General features: G+C 69.4%; 18 protein-coding genes, 1 tRNA gene and 1 other RNA gene. 9 read left to right on the top strand and 11 right to left on the bottom strand.

The window, feature by feature from the left end; genetic code table 11:
* Window positions 1–85 precede the first annotated feature (85 nt).
* From BU204_RS25150 to BU204_RS25140, 3 genes are all read right to left on the bottom strand, one after another.
* Window positions 86–730 (bottom strand): response regulator transcription factor, encoded by a 645-nt coding sequence (locus BU204_RS25150; RefSeq protein WP_075128207.1) that lies wholly within the window; start codon window positions 728–730, stop codon window positions 86–88.
* Window positions 718–1,800: a sensor histidine kinase gene (locus BU204_RS25145; protein ID WP_083661618.1), complete on the bottom strand. Its 1,083-nt coding sequence runs from the start codon at window positions 1,798–1,800 to the stop codon at window positions 718–720. Before BU204_RS25145 ends, BU204_RS25150 begins: the two co-directional genes overlap by 13 nt.
* A 152-nt stretch (window positions 1,801–1,952) precedes the next feature.
* Window positions 1,953–2,648 (bottom strand): sensor domain-containing protein, encoded by a 696-nt coding sequence (locus BU204_RS25140; protein WP_075128206.1) that lies wholly within the window; start codon window positions 2,646–2,648, stop codon window positions 1,953–1,955.
* A gap of 163 nt (window positions 2,649–2,811) precedes the next feature.
* On the opposite strand from BU204_RS25140, the gene ssrA reads away from it, so the two are divergent.
* The 3 genes from ssrA to BU204_RS25125 all read left to right on the top strand — a co-directional run bounded on the left by ssrA (window position 2,812) and on the right by BU204_RS25125 (window position 4,738).
* Window positions 2,812–3,187: a transfer-messenger RNA gene (gene ssrA, locus BU204_RS25135) on the top strand.
* Window positions 3,188–3,409: 222 nt separating this feature from the next.
* Window positions 3,410–3,934 (top strand): MauE/DoxX family redox-associated membrane protein, encoded by a 525-nt coding sequence (locus tag BU204_RS25130; RefSeq protein WP_075128205.1) that lies wholly within the window; start codon window positions 3,410–3,412, stop codon window positions 3,932–3,934.
* Window positions 3,935–3,937: 3 nt separating this feature from the next.
* A complete protein-coding gene (locus BU204_RS25125) occupies window positions 3,938–4,738 on the top strand; it encodes a DsbA family protein (protein ID WP_075128204.1) in 801 nt (266 codons plus the stop codon).
* A 4-nt stretch (window positions 4,739–4,742) separates the two neighbouring features.
* On the opposite strand, the gene BU204_RS25120 is transcribed toward BU204_RS25125, so the two are convergent.
* Complete coding sequence (locus BU204_RS25120; protein WP_083661614.1) at window positions 4,743–6,071, bottom strand: phenylacetate--CoA ligase family protein; 1,329 nt, start codon at window positions 6,069–6,071, stop codon at window positions 4,743–4,745.
* A gap of 115 nt (window positions 6,072–6,186) precedes the next feature.
* Here BU204_RS25120 and BU204_RS25115 point away from each other — a divergent pair.
* Window positions 6,187–6,259: transfer RNA gene (locus BU204_RS25115), tRNA-Ala, on the top strand.
* Here the strand turns inward: BU204_RS25115 and BU204_RS40885 are convergent.
* The 3 genes from BU204_RS40885 to BU204_RS25105 form a co-directional block, all read right to left on the bottom strand.
* A complete protein-coding gene (locus BU204_RS40885; protein WP_198942995.1) occupies window positions 6,251–6,448 on the bottom strand; it encodes a hypothetical protein in 198 nt (65 codons plus the stop codon). The genes BU204_RS25115 and BU204_RS40885 overlap by 9 nt on opposite strands.
* 54 nt (window positions 6,449–6,502) lie before the next feature.
* Window positions 6,503–7,648 carry a helix-turn-helix domain-containing protein gene (locus BU204_RS25110; protein ID WP_233160580.1) on the bottom strand — a complete coding sequence of 382 codons (1,146 nt, stop codon included), beginning with the start codon at window positions 7,646–7,648 and terminating at the stop codon, window positions 6,503–6,505.
* Between the two features lie 134 nt (window positions 7,649–7,782).
* A complete protein-coding gene (locus BU204_RS25105; RefSeq protein WP_075128203.1) occupies window positions 7,783–8,220 on the bottom strand; it encodes an NUDIX hydrolase in 438 nt (145 codons plus the stop codon).
* 209 nt (window positions 8,221–8,429) lie between these two features.
* On the opposite strand from BU204_RS25105, the gene BU204_RS25100 reads away from it, so the two are divergent.
* A complete protein-coding gene (locus BU204_RS25100; protein WP_158073508.1) occupies window positions 8,430–9,155 on the top strand; it encodes a TauD/TfdA family dioxygenase in 726 nt (241 codons plus the stop codon).
* A gap of 436 nt (window positions 9,156–9,591) precedes the next feature.
* Here BU204_RS25100 and BU204_RS25095 read toward each other — a convergent pair whose 3' ends face one another.
* Complete coding sequence (locus tag BU204_RS25095) at window positions 9,592–10,596, bottom strand: hypothetical protein (RefSeq protein ID WP_075128202.1); 1,005 nt, start codon at window positions 10,594–10,596, stop codon at window positions 9,592–9,594.
* Window positions 10,596–11,102, bottom strand: coding sequence for a SigE family RNA polymerase sigma factor (locus BU204_RS25090; protein WP_075128201.1), 507 nt, complete (start codon window positions 11,100–11,102; stop codon window positions 10,596–10,598). Before BU204_RS25090 ends, BU204_RS25095 begins: the two co-directional genes overlap by 1 nt.
* A 342-nt stretch (window positions 11,103–11,444) precedes the next feature.
* Here BU204_RS25090 and BU204_RS25085 point away from each other — a divergent pair, with 342 nt between their 5' ends.
* Complete coding sequence (locus BU204_RS25085; RefSeq protein ID WP_143229720.1) at window positions 11,445–11,720, top strand: hypothetical protein; 276 nt, start codon at window positions 11,445–11,447, stop codon at window positions 11,718–11,720.
* Here the strand turns inward: BU204_RS25085 and BU204_RS25080 are convergent.
* Window positions 11,696–12,871 (bottom strand): serine hydrolase domain-containing protein, encoded by a 1,176-nt coding sequence (locus BU204_RS25080; protein WP_083661611.1) that lies wholly within the window; start codon window positions 12,869–12,871, stop codon window positions 11,696–11,698. The genes BU204_RS25085 and BU204_RS25080 overlap by 25 nt on opposite strands.
* Window positions 12,872–13,068: 197 nt before the next feature.
* On the opposite strand from BU204_RS25080, the gene BU204_RS25075 reads away from it, so the two are divergent.
* Genes BU204_RS25075 through BU204_RS25065 form a run of 3 tightly spaced genes read left to right on the top strand, consistent with a single transcriptional unit; the run spans window position 13,069 to window position 15,175 of the window.
* Window positions 13,069–13,473 carry a hypothetical protein gene (locus BU204_RS25075; protein WP_143229719.1) on the top strand — a complete coding sequence of 135 codons (405 nt, stop codon included), beginning with the start codon at window positions 13,069–13,071 and terminating at the stop codon, window positions 13,471–13,473.
* 26 nt (window positions 13,474–13,499) lie between these two features.
* Window positions 13,500–14,429, top strand: coding sequence for an ATP-binding cassette domain-containing protein (locus BU204_RS25070; protein ID WP_075128197.1), 930 nt, complete (start codon window positions 13,500–13,502; stop codon window positions 14,427–14,429).
* Window positions 14,429–15,175 carry an ABC transporter permease gene (locus tag BU204_RS25065; RefSeq protein ID WP_075128196.1) on the top strand — a complete coding sequence of 249 codons (747 nt, stop codon included), beginning with the start codon at window positions 14,429–14,431 and terminating at the stop codon, window positions 15,173–15,175. Before BU204_RS25070 ends, BU204_RS25065 begins: the two co-directional genes overlap by 1 nt.
* Here BU204_RS25065 and BU204_RS25060 read toward each other — a convergent pair.
* Window positions 15,159–18,296, bottom strand: coding sequence for a BTAD domain-containing putative transcriptional regulator (locus BU204_RS25060; protein WP_075128195.1), 3,138 nt, complete (start codon window positions 18,294–18,296; stop codon window positions 15,159–15,161). The genes BU204_RS25065 and BU204_RS25060 overlap by 17 nt on opposite strands.
* Between the last annotated feature and the right edge of the window lie 50 nt (window positions 18,297–18,346).

Genomic DNA, 18,346 nt, shown 5'->3' with positions numbered 1-18,346 from the left:
GTCTGTTCGGCTTGCCGACTTTGTCCCTGACGTCCACGGCGCGGTTCGCGAGCGAAGCGGTCCGCCGGTGGCGGGGCCGGGTGGTTCAGCCTTGTTCGAGGAAGGTGAGTACCGCTCGGACGCGGCGGTGCTCCACGGAGCTGGGCTCCAGGCCCAGCTTGGAGAAGATGTTGCCCACGTGCTTCTCGACCGCGCCGTCGGACACGGTGAGCGACTTGGCGATGGCGACGTTCGACAGGCCCTGGGCCATCAGGCCCAGCACCTCGCGTTCGCGCGGCGTCAGCACGTCGATGGGATTCCGCCTACCTCGGGCCATCAGCTGCGCGATCACCTCCTGGTCGATGCAGGTGCCGCCGCCGGCGACCCGGTGCACCGCGTCCACGAACTCCGCCACGTCGGCCACCCGCTCCTTGAGCAGGTAGCCCACCCCGCCGGCGCCGCCGGAGAGCAGCTCGACGGCGTAGCGCTCCTCCACGTACTGGGAGAGCACCAGCACCGGCAGGCCGGGCAGCTGCTCGCGGGCACGCAACGCGGCACGCAGCCCCTCGTCGGTGAACGTGGGCGGCATCCGCACGTCGACGATCGCGAGGTCGGGGCGGTGCTCGCTGATCGCGACCAGCAGCTCGTCCCCGTCCTCGACCGCGGCCACGGTCTCGATGTGCTCGTCGGCGAGCAGGCGCTGAAGGCCGGCCCGCAGCAGGACCGAGTCCTCCGCGATCACCACGTGCACGGCAGGTCCGCCCTGATCACTGTCGGCCCGCCGAGCGGGCTCACCACGGTCATCACGCCGTCAATCGTGGCAGCCCGGTCGGCGAGCCCGGCAAGCCCACCACCGGACCGCATCGACGCGCCGCCGTTGCCGTCGTCGGTGATCTCGACGATGACCTGGTCCCCGCTGGGCCGCTCCTCGCGCCAGGCGTTGACCTTGGCCTGGGTGGCGCCGGAGTGCTTGGCGACGTTGGTCAGCGCCTCGCCCACGATGAAGTACGCGGTGCTCTCGACCGCCGCCGGTGGCCGCGGGTCGATCTGCACGTGCACGTCGACCGGCACCGGGCACTTGGCTGCCAGCGACGACAGCGCGGCGTCCAGCCCGCGGTCGCCGAGCACGGCGGGGTAGATGCCGCGGGCGAGGTCACGCAGCTCGGAGACGGCCAGCTTGGCGTCGGCGTGCGCCTCGTCGATGAGCGCGCGGGCCGTGTCCGGGTCGGCGTCGAGCTTGGTTTTCGCCCGGCCCAGGCCCATCGCCACCGCGACCAGCCGCTGCTGGGCGCCGTCGTGCAGGTCGCGCTCGATCCGCCTGCGCTCCGCCTCGGCGGCGTCGACCCCCCTGGCCCTGGATGCCTGCAGGTGCTCGGCCTTCTCCACGAGCTGCTCGGTCTCGTTGGGGCCGAGCAGTGCCCTGGCCAGCATCACGTGCAGCGAGGCCACCACCGGCAGCACGAACAACCCGATCGGCAGCAGGATGACCCCGGCGATGGCCAGCGGGAACCCCACCACGTGCAGGGGGAACGAGGCCAGCAGGTAGGCGATGTTCCGCCAGGTCTGGGGGTGCTGCATCCGGTTGAGCTGGCGCCGCCACGTCGTGGCCGACTGGTCCACGGGGACCTTCGGGGTGCGGATGTCGACCCCGAGCAACGCTCGGAAGAGCACTCGGTTGGCTGCCGCCAGCCCGGTGACCAGGTGCATCGCCACCAGCAGGACGCCGAGCCCGACCCAGATGACCAGCGTGCCGACCCCGACCGAGAACAGCGTGACGATCGTGATGAACGAGAACAGGCTCAGCGGGAAGCCGGCCAGCATGAACAGGGCCGAGCTGAGGCCGCGGACGAGCAGTGAGGGCCCGGTGTTCTCGGTCGGCGTCGAAGTCGGGGTCGGCGTCGGGGGAGGCGGTGGCACGGTGTCAGCATCCCGCGCCACCGGGTCCGGCACCAGGTACAGGGGCTCTGGGCTGGTCATCGAACCACCGTCGCCGAGGTGTCGCTCCAGTCGATGACGCCGGCGGTGTCCAGGGTGTGCAGGCGCTCGATGCGCTGCCGGCTCGGGCCGAGCATCGCCCGTGCGTACCGGGCATGTCCAGTGGCCAGGGCGCGGGTGAGCGCGATCGCGATGGCCAGCACCAGCACGCCCAGGGCGGCCCAGGGCAGGGTGTCGGTCCAGGAGTCGGTCTGGATCACGGTCTCGTTCCAGACGATCGGGCGCCAGTCGAACGGGAGCCACGGGAACAGCAGTGGGAGGGCCACGAGCCACAGGCCGGTGGCCCAGGTGCAGACCATGACCGTGAACTCGGCGATGCCGATCGGCAGCAGGAGCAGGTGGTAGGTCATGTCCTTGTAGGTGGCCGGGTCCTTGAAGCGGGCAGTGACCCGGCGCCCCACGCCCTCGGGAAGCGGCCGGTAGGGCGAGGCGATGTAGGTGCCGAGGAGGGCGTGGACGCGCATCCGTTCGAGCTGCGCCGCACCTCGCCAGACCAGCGTGGCCAGGGCGAGGACCGCGACACCGACCCAGATGATGACGGTGCTCAGCCCCACCGCGGCGGAGGTGACGACGAACACGAACGAGGCGATGCCGATGGGCAGGTTCATCACCAGGTACGTGATCGAGCCCAGCAAGGGTGGGTTGGGCTGGGTGCCGTCGCTTTCGGTGGTCATCGTCGTCTCCTTCGTCGTGTCGCCCTTGAAGGATGTCGGGACGGGGGGCGGCGGACCATGGGGTGATCCGCAATGTTGGGGGTGGGGTTTTCCCTACCCCCGGGGAACCGGGATGATCCGTGGGCGCCGGAGCGTTAGACTTGGCGTGGACGACCCACGACGAGGGGGTGAACGGTTTCGACTCTGGACGTTGATTCAGGGGAAGCGTGCAGGTGCAGGCGGATGGCCACCTAAAGCGTCGCCGCAAACCAATATGCGCCAAGGTTAATTCCAAGGCCGACGTCGCACTCGCCGCCTGAGCGAGTAGTTGACGTCTGTCGGCCCGGGGTCGCCTCCGACCCGGTTTGCCGGCATCAGCTAGGAGGCTCACCGTCGCGGGTTGGCCGCGGACCCGCGGTGGGACATCTACAGCGGCTGGGCTCGTCACATCGGCTTGTTCACGTGACCGATGGGGCCGAGTAGAGGCACAGTGAACTGCGCACGGAGAAGCCCTGTCGAGACGACAGAGGACCCGGGTTCGATTCCCGGCACCTCCACGAATGGCCGGCGAGTGCTCGCACAGAGCGCTCGCCGGTTTCGTGTCGGAACCGCGTTGGGGGGCCGAGCCCCCCATGCCCCCCACGGTGCGAGCTCCTGCTGACCCAGCGTGGAACTGGGGGTGGGGACCAGCGACAGGGATGGGGACCAGTCACGGGGGAGGAGGGGATCAGTGATGGGCGGGGAGCAGTGGCGGGGGTGTGGGGGTTCGGTAGCGTCGGGGTGTGGGTCGACCGGGTGGGCGGGTGCTTGACGGCATCGGGGTGCTTGTGCGGTTGGGGTTGGCCGGGGTCTGGCTGGTCTCGGGGGGGATCAAGGTTGCCGATCTGAACCAGGCCTATGTCGCCGTGCAGGCTTATGACCTGTTGCCGGCCGGGCTGGTCAGTGTTGTCGCGGCCGCGGTTCCCTTTCTCGAGCTGGCGCTGGGGGTGCTGCTGCTGGTGGGGCTCGGGACCCGGGTTGTGGCGGCGGTCTCGGCTGTCGTGCTGCTCGCGTTCGTCGGGGCCGTCGCGCAGGCCTGGGCTCGGGGGCTCTCGATCGACTGCGGGTGTTTCGGGGGCGGGGGGCAGGTGGCAGCGGGCGAGACGGCCTACCCGGAGGAGATCGCTCGCGATATCGGGTTCCTGCTGCTCTGCGCGTGGCTGGTGGTGCGCCCGCGGACTCCGTTCTCGCTGGACGGCTGGCTCACCGGTAACCGACAGGACGTGGAGGACACTGTCGACACCGGGGACCCGCAGGGAAGGACGTGAACGGTGGGTGGAGCGGAGCGCAACGCGCGCAAGAAGCGGCAGGCGCAAACCACGGGCCGACGTGCGTCCGCACCGGTGTCCCGGGGTCCCTCGGTCGACCGCAAGACGGTGATCATCGGGGTCGTCGTGGTCGTGTTGTTGGCGGGTGCGGTGCTGGGCGGGATCATCTACACCAACAGCCAGAAGAACGAGACCGAGGGACAGTCCATTCAGACCGCGGCGCCGCAGGCCACCTACTCGGCTCGGCGTGACGGAGCCGTCGTGGTCGTCGGCGAGGACAGCGCCGAGGTCACGCTCGACGTGTACGAGGACTTCCTCTGCCCCGCGTGCCGGTCCTTCGAGGACAGCTACCACGAGGACATCGAGAAGTACGTCGCCGACGGCACGGTGCGGGTTCGGTACCACATGCTGCCGATGTTGAACGACCGTTCGGACCCACCCGGCTACTCGATGGACTCCGCCAACGCCGGACTGTGCGCGGCCGACGCCGGGAAGTTCCCCGAGTTCCACCTGAGCCTCTACCAGGCGCAGCCGGCCGAGGGCTCCCGCGGGTGGGACAACCAGCAGCTCGTCGAGCTCGGGAAGGACCTCGGCATCACGTCCTCGACCTTCAAGTCCTGTGTAGACGGCGACGAGTACGACGATCTCATCCAGACGCACTTCGACGAGGTGCGCGAGACCTCCTACCTACAGCAGGACTTCAACGGTCAGCGTGGCTTCGGCACGCCGACGATCGCTGTCGGCGAGAAGGTCGTCGAGCCGTCCGGCCCGAACTGGCTGGACGAGCTGGTCCGCGCGGGCTGAGCGTTCACCCGATCCCGGCCAGCGGCGGCTCCCCGCCGGTCCACCTGGCGAAGCGGCGGGCCTTGCCCACCTCGGTGCGGGGGACCGAGCCCTGGGGCAGCACGCGCACCTCACAGCCGATCCCCAGCCGCTCGCGCAGGGCGGTCGTCAGGTCGCCCTCGAGGGTCTCGCTCTCGGCGACCAGCGACTCGACAGCCACCCGCAGCGTCGGCCGGGCGTCGTCCCGCCGGTCCTCGACGACGAGGTAGTGCGGGCTCACCCGCTCGTCGGCCAGCAGCACGGCCTCGATCTCGGTGGGGAAGACGTTCACGCCGCGCACCACCAGCATGTCGTCGGTTCGGCCGAGCAGCTTCGACATGCGCCGCAGGGTGCGCGGGGCGCCCGGGACCGGCCCGGCCAGCGTGGCGACGTCACCGGTGCGGTAACGCAACAGCGGCATGCCGGTCTTGGTGAGCGTGGTGAACACCAACTCGCCCGGCGTCCCGTCCGGCACGGGGTGCCCGTTCCGGTCGACGGTCTCCACCAGGAAGTGGTCCTCGGCGACGTTCAGCATCCCGTCGGAGTCCAGCGACTCGCAGGCCACCCCCGGGCCGATGATCTCGGAGAGCCCGTAGATGTCGAGCGCGCGGAGCCCGAGCAGGTTCTCGATCTGGGCCCGCATCTCGTTCGTCCAGGGCTCGGCCCCGAACACGCCCGCCCGCAGGCTGTCCGGGCGGACCCCGGCCGACCGCATGGCCTCACCGAGGAAGATCGCGTACGAGGGGGTGCAGGCCAGGATGTCGGGACGCAGGTCCTGGAGCATCCGCACCTGCCGCTCGGTCATTCCACCGGAAAGAGGGACGACGGTGGCGCCCAGGCGCATGCCGCCGTGGTGCACGCCCAGGCCGCCGGTAAACAGGCCGTAGCCGTAGGCGTTGTGGATGACACTCTGGCGGGTGGCGCCGGCACCGCCGAGTGCCCTGGCCATCACCTCGGCCCAGATGTCGACATCCTGGGCGGTGTAGGGCACGAGCGTGGGCCGCCCGCCGGTGCCGGACGAGCCGTGCACGCAGACGATGTCCTCGGCCCGGGCGGCGCGCAGGCCGTGCGGGTAGTGCGCCCACAGGTCCCGCTTGGTGACCATCGGCAGCCGGTCGAGTGCGTCCAGGGAGACGTCGGCGCCGCTGGTGACCCCGCTGTCGACCAGCCGCGCGGCCTGGAGCCCGCCCGCCGCCAGCAGCCGGTCGACCAGCCGCCGGAGCCGGCGCTGCTGCATCTCGCGTCGCTGGTCTGGGCTGATGCCCTCGGAGTCCGGCTCGACCAGCGGCACACCCACGGCGTTGTCGGCGATCATCGTTCGGGTGTAGCACGGCGGAGGCCGGGAGGGAACCACCCGACCCGAGTGCACGGCGCCTCCGCGGGTCAGGTACCTTGTAGTCGCACGGCCGGGCTGGTCCGGTCGGGTGTACGGGGCTGTAGCGCAGCTGGTAGCGCACCACACTGGCAGTGTGGGGGTCAGGGGTTCGAACCCCCTCAGCTCCACTTCGAAAAGCGGCAGGTGAGGACAAGCGTCCCCGGCCTGCCGCTTTCGCGTTGTCCGGGCTCGGGCGGCTGTCGTGCCAGATGCATGCCAGATCGGGCGGCCGGCTCGCCCCGCGCTTCCTGGATCATCAGTTCCAGCGCCGCCGCGATCGCGTGATCTCGTTCTCGCGTGGCGTGCTGGTAGATCATGGCGGCCCGGGTGGCTGGAGTGCCCAATCCGCGCCATGAGTTCCTTCAGGCTGGCTAGTCGTCCGACTCGGATGGCCCGAGGAGTCCTTGCAGCCGTGTCAGCGCTGCCTCCCCGGCAGCGCTGATCTCGGTGAGGCCACCAGCTCGGGCCGCGCGGATCGCGCGCTGGACCTGGTGCGGCAGGCGATGAAGGTCAGCGGCCCTCAGTGCCGTATTCAGGGCATCGCTGGCACTGTCGTGGTCACCTGCCGCGAGGTGGACCTGGCCGGCCGTGACACGCTCGATCACGTGCCATTGCGGGGCGGCAGGCGCGGTGTCCACCTGCCCGACTTGCATCAATCGGATCGCCTCAGCAGCGCGACCAGTGGACACCAGTCCTCGTAACCCGACCTCGCGAAAGGTGAAGGGGTTGAGCAACATCCCCTGTGAGTGCCCTTGGTCCAGCAAGCTGCGGAAGCGTTCCATCGCCTCATCGAACAGATCCGATTCACCGCGTTCTCCAGCAGCGCGAGCGAGGAAGGCAAGTGCGGCCCCTTGGCCCTCCGGATGGTCGGAGAGATGCACCGGCCGGTTGAGTCGTGCGATGGCCGCTGGAATTCGGTTTGCCTTACGAAGCTCGTTGCCATGCATGCGTAGGACGTGAGCGAGAAAGGACTGATCTTCCAGATGTTCGGCGATGGCCAAGGCTTTGCCGGTCCACCTGGCAGCGGTAACCATTCGTTCCTCGGGAAGTACAGTGCCTAGCGACAAGCCAAGTGCGACCCGTGCCCGCCCGAGCAGCATCAGTGTGTCCCGCTCGACATGCCCCTCAGCGGCGCGCGCTTCAAGCCGAGCAACCAACGGCCACAGTTCATCGACCGCTTCCACCGGGCGGCCAGCTTGTCGCGCTATCTCGGCCAGTCTGATCACAGAGTCACCGAACTGAACCATGGCCGCGAAATCAGCGTCCCCGCTGTCGGTTACCCCGAGCACGTGCGTTGGCAGGCCCAGAGTGCGCGCGATGTGGCGTCGGGTCCCGACATCATTGATCGTACGGCGGCCGGTTTCGATCATGGATACGTAGGTCTTGTCGTAACCTAGGATCTCTGCGAGTTTATGTTGACTCATCCGGTTGAATCGTCGATAGGCGCGCAGAATCGTTGCCAAGTCCCGGGATGTCAATGCAGCCGAAGCCTCAGCAGAAGCCCAGATCCAGGCCACTGGCGCCAGGTTCCTCGCAGGGATCGCGGGCGCGGAAGAATTGGCGGCGACACGACATGAGGAACAGATCGGTTCCAGGGAGAGTCCACCTAAAATCGCCCCGCACGCACCGCAACGCTTGCCTGCCATTACTGTTACCCCGTCAGCTCTGGTGCACTCTTTCGCAACCTCTCGAACCAGGTCGCGATAGACCGCTTGTAGCCGTCCGGCATGGTCAACCCCAATATCTCGCCTTCGCCGAACAGGCCCACTTCCTTATGCTCACGGGAAAGCACCGGTCGAGAATCGCCGCTTGGAAAGCATCCAAAGGTTACTATGAACACATGTTTTTCGGCGGGACCGATGTAGTACATCCAAGTGTCGAGAATGGGACCGGTTTCAACTTTCCACTGCGTCTCTTCGAGTATCTCACGCGCGACACATTCCTCCGGTGTCTCTCCAACTTCGATCCGGCCTCCTGGTAGTTCCCATTCGTCTCGCTCGTTGCGCAGCAGGAGCACCTTACCGGCGCGCACCACGACTCCCTTGATCGAGATTGAGAACGTTTGCGGCTGGTATGCGTCGTGCTCCATCAGGTGTTCCTCCAAGTCTGAGTTCGTCCGTCAGGAGCACCGTAGCGCACTCGAATCCGCTATGTGGCGCAACAGGTTGACAGTCTGTCACTGGACATGGCGTCTGGCCTGGATTTTTCTGGTCGCGACGCAACAGATCAGCAATGGAGGTCATATCGATGCCTCACCCATGGACCACATTCGGAGTGAATGGCCAGGACGCGGACTCGGTGAACTCGCTAACCGCGGTCCTGGTCGAGCGCGGTCTCGCCATGTTCGATGGCGTGGCAAGCAAAGAAGATCTGCTGCGGCTGGCTCGCTCGATCGCCACGATCGTCCCTCACCGGGACAGCGATTCGACCGGTATTACCGCGATTGCCGATGTCGGCAGCCAGGTTCGCAGCGGTTTTGCCGGTTTCACCACATCTGCTCTCAATCCGCACACCGACCGGTCGGGCATCGACCGTCCACCTGCACTACTGCTGATGTCGTGCCAGCAGCCCGCCACAAGGGGTGGCGAATGTGTCGTCATTGACGGCAAATCCGTCTACGATGACCTCGCCAGTACCAACCCTGAGGCAATCAAGGCGTTGAGTGCGCCTCGTTCTGTGTTGTTCGGCGGAGCCGCGGGCCATCTTGGATCGATTTTCACAAGAGTTGGCGATCGGGTTTCTGTTCGTCTACGCCTCGACGATCTAGCCAAATTCTCTTCAGAGGTAGCTCGATGGATTCCCGATCTACGCGCAACACTAGGCCGACACATCCACATCCTTAGGCTCAACGCCGGCCAAGGTTACATTCTCGACAATCACCGATGGCTACATGGCAGACGAACATTCAGCGGCCAGCGCGTGATGTACCGAGTGAACGGCGACCCGTTGGATAGCCTGGGAGTAAAATCAGGATTTCGTGCGTCATTTATACCGGTTCTGAGCGAGGAAACCTCCGGTGTCTGACAAATCCGAGGTAACGGAGCAGGTAGCCGGCCATAACCAACGCGTGGCGATGGGTGAACCCGTCGACTGGGCAGTACCGACTGATGCTCTTTCGAACGCTACGGCACATCTTCGTCGCACGTGGGGTGAGCGGGTAGTCGCTAGAGGACGGCGAGGTGTCAGAGGAGCAGGATCAATCCGGTGACGATGACGGCGGCGGCGATCACGGCGATGCCGCCGACGAAGCCGACGAGCTGCAGCCAGCCTTTGCGGTCGATTTCCTTGGTCATTTTCGTTCTCACCTGTCGCAGAAGTCGGGATCCCGGTGACGGCACGCGGCGGTTCGACGCGCTCGGCTCCGCGATCGCGTTGGAGCGACCGACGTGCTGGTCACGCCGGCCGCCACCTACCTGCGTTTCCGCGTGGTCGGGTGAGCGACCGGCGGGCCGGCCCGGGGTCAGCCGGAGGGGAGGGCGTCGGCGAGGGGGACCCAGGTGTCCTGGTTGTCGAGGTCGCCGACCAGCTTGATCGACCGGGCGACCTGGAGCAGTTCTTCGGTCGGCAGGTGCCTGTAGTCCCAGATCTCCACGGTCGTCGTGGCGTTCACCCGCCGCTCGACGCCGTCGGGGGTCAGGGTCGGCGTGCCGTCGGTGAATGGTGTCCCGATGTCGCGCTCGTGCAGGAAGATCGTCAGCAGATCCTCGCCCGTGGCGACGGTCCGCAGGGTCAGGAACAGCTCGGTCGTCTCGGGCAGGCCCTCGTTCGCGGAGAGGTACGCGTCCAGCGGCCCCGCGTCCAGGATGGCGGGCAGGTGTCCCACCTCGAACGGCGACCGGACCGGGTCGGACCGATCGAAACGGACCGCCCCGGCGGCGGCGAGCAGGAGCGCCCGAGCCTGGGGGAGCGGAAGCTCGGGACCCTGGTAGTGCACCTCGGCCCAGGAGTCGGGGGCGTACTCCCAGGCCAGGCCGGGCGTTCCGGGCGCGATCGTGCAGTGGCAGGGCAGGGAGGTGCCGTAGAAGCCGGCGCGGCCGTTTACCTGGACCCGGTCGCCGGCCTGTGCCTCGGTCGGGGCGTACACGCCGGCCTCGTACACGAGGACGCGGATGAGGCTGCCCGGGTCGGCGTCGGCGACCAACGTGGCGGACTGGGCCAGGTTGCCCCCGCCCTCGTGGAGGACCCGGTAACCGGGCAGGTCGTCCACGTCGAAGGTGTAGTGGGGTGTGCGGATGCGCTGCTGGTCGGCGGGGGGCACCGGTCCGTCGGCGAGCAGGCGGGGCACCGCGAAGGAGACGGCGACCGCGGCGGCGGCCACGGCCGCGGCGGTGATCACTCTGGCCACGCGCCGGCGCGCCTGCCTGCGCTGGCGCAGCCGCTCGAACCGGGCCAGGACGGCGCCGGCGTGCGGTGCCTCGTGCTCCAGCTCGTCGAGGGTGGTGCGCAGATCGTCCTCGGTGAACATCAGGTGCGCTCCTTCGCTGCGGCGGGATTCGCTGTGGTGAGCGCTGTCTCGACGCGCAGCGCGGTGAGCGCGCGCGACGCGTAGCCGCGGACGGTGCCGACGGTGCAGCCGAGCAGCTCCGCGGTCTCGGCGTCGGGTAGCCCGACGTAGTAGCGCAGCACGAGCACCGCGCGCTGCTGGCGGGGCAGCCTGTCCAGCTCGGCCCGCAACCCGTCGCGCTCGGCGTGCGCGATCGCGGGATCCGAGACGGTGGCCGGGCCGGCCGGCGGCTCGGCGTGCGGAACGATCCGCGACCACCGGCGCCGCCAGGACAGGTACTCGTTGGTGATCATGCGCCGGACGTAGGCCTCGGGAGCGTCGAGCGCTCCGATCTTGCGCCACTGCTGGTGCGTCCGGATCAGCACCTCCTGGACGACGTCCTCGGCCAGCCCCCGGTCACCGGTCAGCACCGCCGCGAAACGCAGCAAAGCCGCCAGCCGGGTGCTGGCGAACTCCTCGAAGCTCATGCGGTTCTCCGTCCGTCACCCCATACACGCGTGGCGGGCGTGAATGTGTTGTGCCGAACGGCGGTGAGCTACCCGGCGGCGGGAGCGGCTCCGCTCACCCTCGGGCCTTGGTGAGCGGGGTCCGCTTATCAACGCACGAACGTCGAACAATCACCGGTCGCGGGTGTCACGTCTGTCACCGTGTCACTCAAAGACGCCGGACCTGCGCAAATCGCTGTGACACCTGGGCGACAGCCGGGCTTTGCCTCGTCTCACCACACTGCTTCTGTGTCACAGGCGTACCGCAACAAATGGGCTGTACCAGAGGGGGAGGGGGTTCCTCACGGACGGCGAGCAGGCCAGGTGCTGAGTAGGCGAGCCGCGGTGGGCCGCGGTGTGCTGGCCTCGGCGTTGACGCTCACCACCCGCCGCTGGTCTTCAGCCTGGGCGGGTGCATTCGGCGGCGGGTTCGTCTCGGTGGACGGCGTGCTGGCCATCTGGTCACGTCAGTCCTTCGGCGGAGACCTGGGGATCGGCCTGGTGGTAGCGGTGGTGGTGGGTGATCGTCCTGGCGGCGAACTGGTTCCGGACCGCTTGGTGGCGCGACTGAGCCGCTACGGGAGCGCCGGGCCGAGGTAGGGGATGTTGGCGGTGGTCGCCGTGGACATCGGGACCTCGTCGCATAGGGCACTCGGGAGCACCGTGAAGACCATGTTCTCGTGTGCGGCGGCTGGGGCGGTGATGTCCTGGTTCATGCCGGCCGACACCTGGCGGGTCAGGTCGGTGGTGTGCAGGCTCCACGTGTTGTAGCCGGGCAGGTCACCGCCGTGGCCCCACCAGTCTTCGCCGCCGCAGGGGCTCGGCCAATGCATGAGGCCGAGGCCGTAGCCGAACGGGCCGATCGACTCGGGGCGGGCGTCCTTCATCTGCGCGAGCAGGTCGTCGGGCAGCAGGCGGCCGCCGAGCAGTGCGTGGAAGAACCGGTTCAGGTCGTCCGGGGAGCTGATCAGGTTGCCGGACGCCCACAGCCGCGACCACACGTACGTGGTGACGTCGGTCAGCGGGGCGGTCTCGCCGTAGAGCCGTTCGTAGCCGCGCGCGGCCGGGTTCACGACGAACGGTTGGTAGGTGGGGAACGAGGTGTCCCGCAGGTGCAGTGGCCGGAAGACGCGCCGCTCCAGCTCGCCGGCCAGTGAACGGCCGGTGACGCGTTCGACCAGCATGCCGAGGACCGTGTAGCCGACGTTGGAGTAGGAGAAGCCGGTGCCCGGCGGGAACAGCAACGGCTGGCCGTCGGTGGCCAGGCGCACCAGTTGGGGCGGCGTGAAGGTCTCCCACCGCTTCGTGTCGACCTCTTCGATGGTCTGGTAGTGCGCGATGTCGCGAGGCACGCCGCTGGTGTGTCCCAGCAGCTGGCGGACGGTGATCGGCTCGGCGTAGGGCAGCAGGCCGGGCAGGTGGTCGGCCACTGGGTCGTCGAGCCCGAGCCTGCCCTCGCCGACGAGTTGGAGCACCACGGTGGCGACGAATGTCTTGGTCACGCTGGCGACGCGGATCCGGCCACGCGCGTCGGGCGCCCGCCCGGTGCGCAGGTCACCGACTCCTGCGGAACCACGCCAGGTGTCGCCCCCGTCGACGACGGCCGCGTAGGCGCCGGGCACTCCGCCCGCCACCACCTGGCCGAGCGCGGCGCGCACGGGCGAGCCGGGACTCGCCTGCGCTCCGGACACCAGCCCGGCGGCCAGCGCCGCCACCAACCCGACAACGACACCAGCCTGCTTCATCCCCATGGTCTCAGCCTGCCCGACGGGGCCCAGGGAGAACTACCGCCTTTCGGCACAACCGGCCCAGGGACCGCGCGCCGGCGCGTCGTTCGCGCGGCCTTGGATCGTCTTTCTTCTTCGAGATTGGGGCGGGCCGAGGTCGACGTGGTGGTCGGGGCCGTTCGCCGGGCTCTGGTGAGCGGTGGCGCTATTGGTTTTCGGGCTTGGCCGCGGCGTCGTTGGCGATGGACTACTTCGGCGCGGGCTGGTGGCATGAGTCCCGTCGCCGCGCCGGCTTGACCGGTGTACCCGCCGACAACCGTTCCCCCGCCGCGCTGCTCCGGTCGGATCCCGATCCCGGTGCGAGCTTGGCGGGTGCGGAACTGCTCGGGTCCTGGGCGGAGGAAGACGTCGCGGACCACCTGTGGGGCGTGCCGGTCGGTTACGTGGACCTCAACTGGCCGGAGCCGGTGGACCGCGTACCCGCTCCCGAGAACAGCCGGCCCGGCGACCGGATCCTCCTGGCCTGGGATCCGGGATGCCCGGCGGGAGCGAGCCGCGGCTGGCAGTCGTGGCGTCACGCGCCGCGGGTGAGGCGGGCGGCTGTCAGGGGCGTGACAGGGGCATGACAGCGCACCTGGCGAGGGTTGGCGCCATGAGTAGAGCAGCTATCGAGGTTTCCGGGTTGCGGAAGGCCTTCGGCGACAAGGTCGTGTTGGACGGGATCGACCTGGAGGTCGAGGCGGGGACGGTTTTCTCGCTGCTCGGTCCAAACGGCGCGGGTAAGACGACGATGGTGAACGTGCTCACCACCCTGATCAAGAGCGACGGGGGCACGGTTCGCGTCGGTGGGTTCGACGTCGCCGCCGAGACCAGGGCGGTTCGGGGCGTCGTCGGGGTCACTGGGCAGTTCGCGGCGGTGGACGAGCTGCTGACGGGGCGGGAGAACCTGGAGCTGATGGCGGCCCTGAAGCGGGTCGGTCACCGGATCGTCGACGAGTTGTTGGAGCGGTTCGACCTCACCGACGCCGCGTCGCGGCTGGTGTCCACGTACTCGGGGGGTATGCGGCGGAAGTTGGATCTGGCCATGACCCTGGTGGGAGAACCCTCGATCATCTTCCTCGACGAGCCCACGACCGGGTTGGACCCGCGCAGCCGTCGCATGATGTGGGAGATCGTCCGGGGGCTGGTGTCCCGCGGCGTCACCGTCTTCCTCACCACCCAGTACCTCGAGGAGGCCGACCAGCTGGCCGACCGCATCGCGGTGCTGGACTGCGGCCGGTTGGCCGCGCAGGGCACCCCCGAGGCGCTCAAGCGGCAGGTTCCCGGCGGTCATGTCCGGCTCCGGTTCGCGGACGGGCATCGGCTCGGGGCGGCGGTGCGGGTGCTGGGTGACGCCGTCCGGGACGCGGAGGACCTGACCTTGCGGGTGCCCAGCGACGGTGGGGCGCGATCGGTGTGGGAACTGCTGGACCGGCTCCACCGGCAGGGGATCGACGTCGAGGACTTCTCGGTGCACACGCCCGACCTCGACGACGTCTTCCTCGCCCTGACCGGTCGTACCGGCGCGGAGGTGAACGCGTGATGAGCTCCGATTCGATGATCATGTTGCGGCGCAACTTCAAGCACACCGTCCGGAACCCGACGGCGTTGTTCAACGCGATCCTCTTCCCGATCGTTCTGATGCTGATGTTCGTCTACGTCTTCGGTGGCGCGTTCGACGTCGGCGGCGCGGACTACGTCGACTACGCGACACCCGGAATGCTCCTGATGACCGTCGCCTACGGCCTTTCGGCTACCGCGATGGCGGTGAACTCCGACATGACCAACGGCATCATCAACCGGCTCAAGGTCATGGACGTCTCGCGGGGCGCGGTGCTGACCGGGCACCTGGTCTCCACCGTCGTGCGCTCGGTCGCGGGGTTGGCCGCCGTCGTCGGCGTGGCGTTCCTGATGGGGTTCAGTCCGTCCGCGACCGTCCTCCAGTGGCTCGCCGCGATCGGGATCCTCGTGCTGACGGTCGTCGCGGTCGGCTGGCTCACGGTCGCGCTGGGACTGGTCGCGAAAACCGCGGAGTCGGCGGGGTTCACCACGGTTCCGCTGATCATGCTGCCGTTCTTCAGCAGTGCGATCGTGCCGGCGGAGAAGATGGGCGCCGGCGTGCGGGAGTTCGCGGAGTACCAGCCGTTCACGCCGATCATCGAGAGCGTGCGCGGGTTGCTGAACGGGACACCCTCCACCGGCGACATTGTCGCGGCGGTGGCCTGGGGTGCCGGGATCGCGGTGGTGGGTTATGTGTGGGCGGTGGCCACGTTCAGGAAGCGAGCGTGACCTCGGCGAGCTGAGACCAGCTCGTCCGCGTTCCCTCCCGAACCGCCTCGGCGAACCGCTCGTCGCCGAGGCGGTTCCGCACGACCTGCTCGATCCGGGTCACGTCCGGTTGTGACCGGTCCATCAGCCCACCGACACCCGCGCTCGCCCCGAGCAGCCGTGCCGCCTGCTCGGGCTGGTCACCGCGCAGCGCCAGGTCCGCGACCCCGACGAGCACCGGCCCGACCACGTAGGCGCTGCCCGCCTCGGCGGCCGCCAGGCAGGCAGCGCGGTGGTGGCTCCGGGACTCGTCGAGGTCCTCGGCGAGGTAGCCGAGCATGCTGTGCCCGACCGCGCGGATGTGCGCCTGGTGCGCGTCCGCTCCCAGCAGGGCCGTCCCGACGTCGAGCTGCTGGCGGGCCTCCTCGACGTCGCCACGCCACCGGGCGAGCTCGGCCCGCGAGAGGGCCAGCAGGGCCAGCGCACCCGGCCAGGTGACCCGTTCCGCATGCCGTTGCGCGTCGGCGAGGGCGGTCGCGCTGGCCTCCTTGTCACCCAGCAGCCAGTACAGCTGCGCCTGGCGCGACCGCAACCGGATGACGTCCTCGGTCGCCCCGACCTCGCCGACCGCCACGACCGCCTGCTCGTAGTGCTCGCACGCGCCGGCGAACTCGCCCCGCGTCGCCATCCGGTCCGCCAGTTCGGTGAGGGCGAACGAGATTCCGAACCGCTCGCCGAGCGCGCGGAACTCGGCGAGCGCCCTCTCGAGGTACTCGTCCGCCTCCCGACCGCCCTGGCCGAGCATGACCCGCATCTTGCCGAGGTGCAGGCGGGCGATCGCGCGAACCCAGGGGTCCTCGTCGTCCAACAGCGACTCGAACGCGAGCAGGGACGAGTCCGGCGCCTGCAACATGCGCTCGAGCGGGGCGATCAGCCCCATCAGCGGGTGCCGGGAGCGGCTGTGCCGGCTCAACCGGTACGCCTCGTGGATCCACTCCGCCACCTGGTGCTCACCGCTGGGACCGGTGGTCATGAAGTGCACGACGAGCGCGTACACCACGGCACGGACGTCGTCGGGTACCTCGCCGGGTGTCCTCGTCGCCGCGATGATCAGCTCGAGACCCTCGGTCTTGTGGCCGGCGAGCCACCAGTACCAGCCGGAGCCCACCGCGAGCCGCATCGCCGCGTGTGCCTCGCCGGCCGCGAGGGCGCCGCGCATCGCGGCACCGATGTTGTCGTGGTCGGCCTCGAGCGTGGCGAGCCACTTCAGTTGGTCGGCCCGGCGAAGGTGTGGCTCCGCGGTCTCGGCGAGCTCGGTGAAGTAGGCGAGGTGCGCCCGGCGCGCCAGGTCCGACTCCCCGGCCTCCGCGAGCCGCAGCTGCGCGTACTCCTTGACCGTTCCGGTCATCCGGTAGCGCGGTGCGTTGCCGCCCTCGGTGACCAGCAGTGACTTCTCGGCCAATGCGGTGAGCGACTCCAGCACCTGTTCCGGCGGGACGGCATCGCCGCCGCACACCCGTTCTGCGGCCTCCAGGCTCGCCCCACCGGAGAACACCGAGAGCCTGCGCAGGACCATCCGTTCGGCCTCGGTCAGCAGCTCCCAGCTCCAGTCGACCATCGCCCGCAGCGTCCGGTGCCGAGGCAGGGCGGTACGGCTACCGCCGGTCAGCAGGCGGAACCGGTCGTCGAGCCGGATGGCGAGCTGGTCGAGCGACATCGTGCGCAGCCTGGCCGCGGCCAGCTCGATCGCCAGCGGCATCCCGTCAAGCGCCCGGCAGACGCGGGCCATCGTCGCCAGCGTCTCCGCGTCGGCGGCGAGGTCCTTGCGTACCGCGCCAGCCCGGTCCCGCAGCAGCTGGACGGCCGGCGAGGAGGCGATCTCGGCGGGCGCGGCGTCGCTCTCCGGCATGCCGAGCGGTTCGGCCGGCCACAGCGCCTCGCCGGTGATGCCGAGCGGTTCCCTGCTCGTCGCGAGGATCCGCAGCCGGTGGCACTCGCCGAGCAGCCGGTGGGCGAAGGCCGCCGCCGAATCGATGACGTGCTCGCAGTTGTCCAGGACCAGCAGCGCCTCCCGCTCGCGGATCGCCGCGATGAGCCGGTCGGTCAGCTCGGCGTTCGGCGACACGTCGAGCAGTGACTCGCGCAGGCCGAGCCCGGCGAGCGTCGCCTGCGCCACGTCCCCGTCCGCGCCGATGGCCGCGAGCTCCACCAGCCAGGCCCCGTCCGGCAGCTCGTGGAGCAGCGAGCGCGCCGTCTCCGTGGCCAGCCTGGTCTTCCCCGCGCCACCGGGCCCGATCACGGTCGTGAGCCGGTGGTCGGCGACCAGGTCCCGCAGCGCCGCGACATCGGCGTCCTTGCCGACGAAGCTGGTCAGCTCGGCCCGCAGGTTGGTCTTCCGGTTCTCCTGCCGCTGTCCCAGCTCGCCCCGCAACAACGCGACGTGCAGTGCGGACAGCTCCGACGACGGGTCGACCCCCAGCGCCTCGGCCAGGGCCTCTCTCGCGCGCTGGTAGACGAGCAGCGCCTCGGAGTCGCGACCGGCGGCGGCGAGCGCACGCATCAGCGCGGCGACGAGCCGTTCGCGGACCGGGTGCACGGCCACCAGGTGGGTCAGTTCGGTGACCAGGTCCGCCCCGTGCCCGAGGTCGATCTCCGCGTCGAACCGGTCCTCCATGGCGGTCAGGCGCAGGGCCTCGAGCCGGGTGACCGCCGCCTCGAAGGCCGCGCTCTCCGACAGGCCGACGTCCTGCATGGCGGCCCCGCGCCACAGTGTGAGGGCCTCGCGCAGCCGGTGTACCCGGCGGGGACCGGCACCGTCGCGGGCCTGGCCGACGAGGCGCTCGAACCGCACGGCGTCGACGGCGTCGGGGTCCACTCGCAACCGGTAGCCGTCGGGCTGCCCCTCGACGACACCTGCCGGCAGGATCTTCCGCAGCCGGGACGCCAGACGCTGCAGGGCGTTCGCCGCGTCGGCGGGCGGGTGCTCGCCCCAGATCCAGTCGATCAGCGTGGCCTTCGGGACCGGATGACCCGGTTGCAGCGCCAGGGCGGTCAGCAGCCCGCGCAGCCGGGCGCCCGGCACGTCGGCGACACCGCCGTCGTCCGTACGGACCTCGAACGGCCCCAGCATCCCGACCTGCACAGGCTGATTTTGCCATCGGCCACCCGCCGACCTTCCAGCGCGTGACCGGC

Source organism: Actinophytocola xanthii (assembly GCF_001921205.1).
Classification (GTDB): Bacteria; Actinomycetota; Actinomycetes; order Mycobacteriales; family Pseudonocardiaceae; genus Actinophytocola; species Actinophytocola xanthii.
This window is presented reverse-complemented; position numbering and strand designations above follow the sequence as displayed.

Coding starts and splice junctions, on each gene's coding strand:
- BU204_RS25080 (WP_083661611.1), bottom strand. CDS start 12,871: ATGGGGATGAAGCAGGCTGGTGTCGTTGTCGGGTTGGTGGCGGCGCTG.
- BU204_RS25120 (WP_083661614.1), bottom strand. CDS start 6,071: ATGATCGCCGACAACGCCGTGGGTGTGCCGCTGGTCGAGCCGGACTCC.
- BU204_RS25145 (WP_083661618.1), bottom strand. CDS start 1,800: ATGCTGGCCGGCTTCCCGCTGAGCCTGTTCTCGTTCATCACGATCGTC.
- BU204_RS25095 (WP_075128202.1), bottom strand. CDS start 10,596: ATGTTCACCGAGGACGATCTGCGCACCACCCTCGACGAGCTGGAGCAC.
- BU204_RS40885 (WP_198942995.1), bottom strand. CDS start 6,448: ATGATCTACCAGCACGCCACGCGAGAACGAGATCACGCGATCGCGGCG.
- BU204_RS25105 (WP_075128203.1), bottom strand. CDS start 8,220: ATGGAGCACGACGCATACCAGCCGCAAACGTTCTCAATCTCGATCAAG.
- BU204_RS25090 (WP_075128201.1), bottom strand. CDS start 11,102: ATGAGCTTCGAGGAGTTCGCCAGCACCCGGCTGGCGGCTTTGCTGCGT.
- BU204_RS25070 (WP_075128197.1), top strand. CDS start 13,500: ATGAGTAGAGCAGCTATCGAGGTTTCCGGGTTGCGGAAGGCCTTCGGC.
- BU204_RS25065 (WP_075128196.1), top strand. CDS start 14,429: ATGAGCTCCGATTCGATGATCATGTTGCGGCGCAACTTCAAGCACACC.
- BU204_RS25140 (WP_075128206.1), bottom strand. CDS start 2,648: ATGACCACCGAAAGCGACGGCACCCAGCCCAACCCACCCTTGCTGGGC.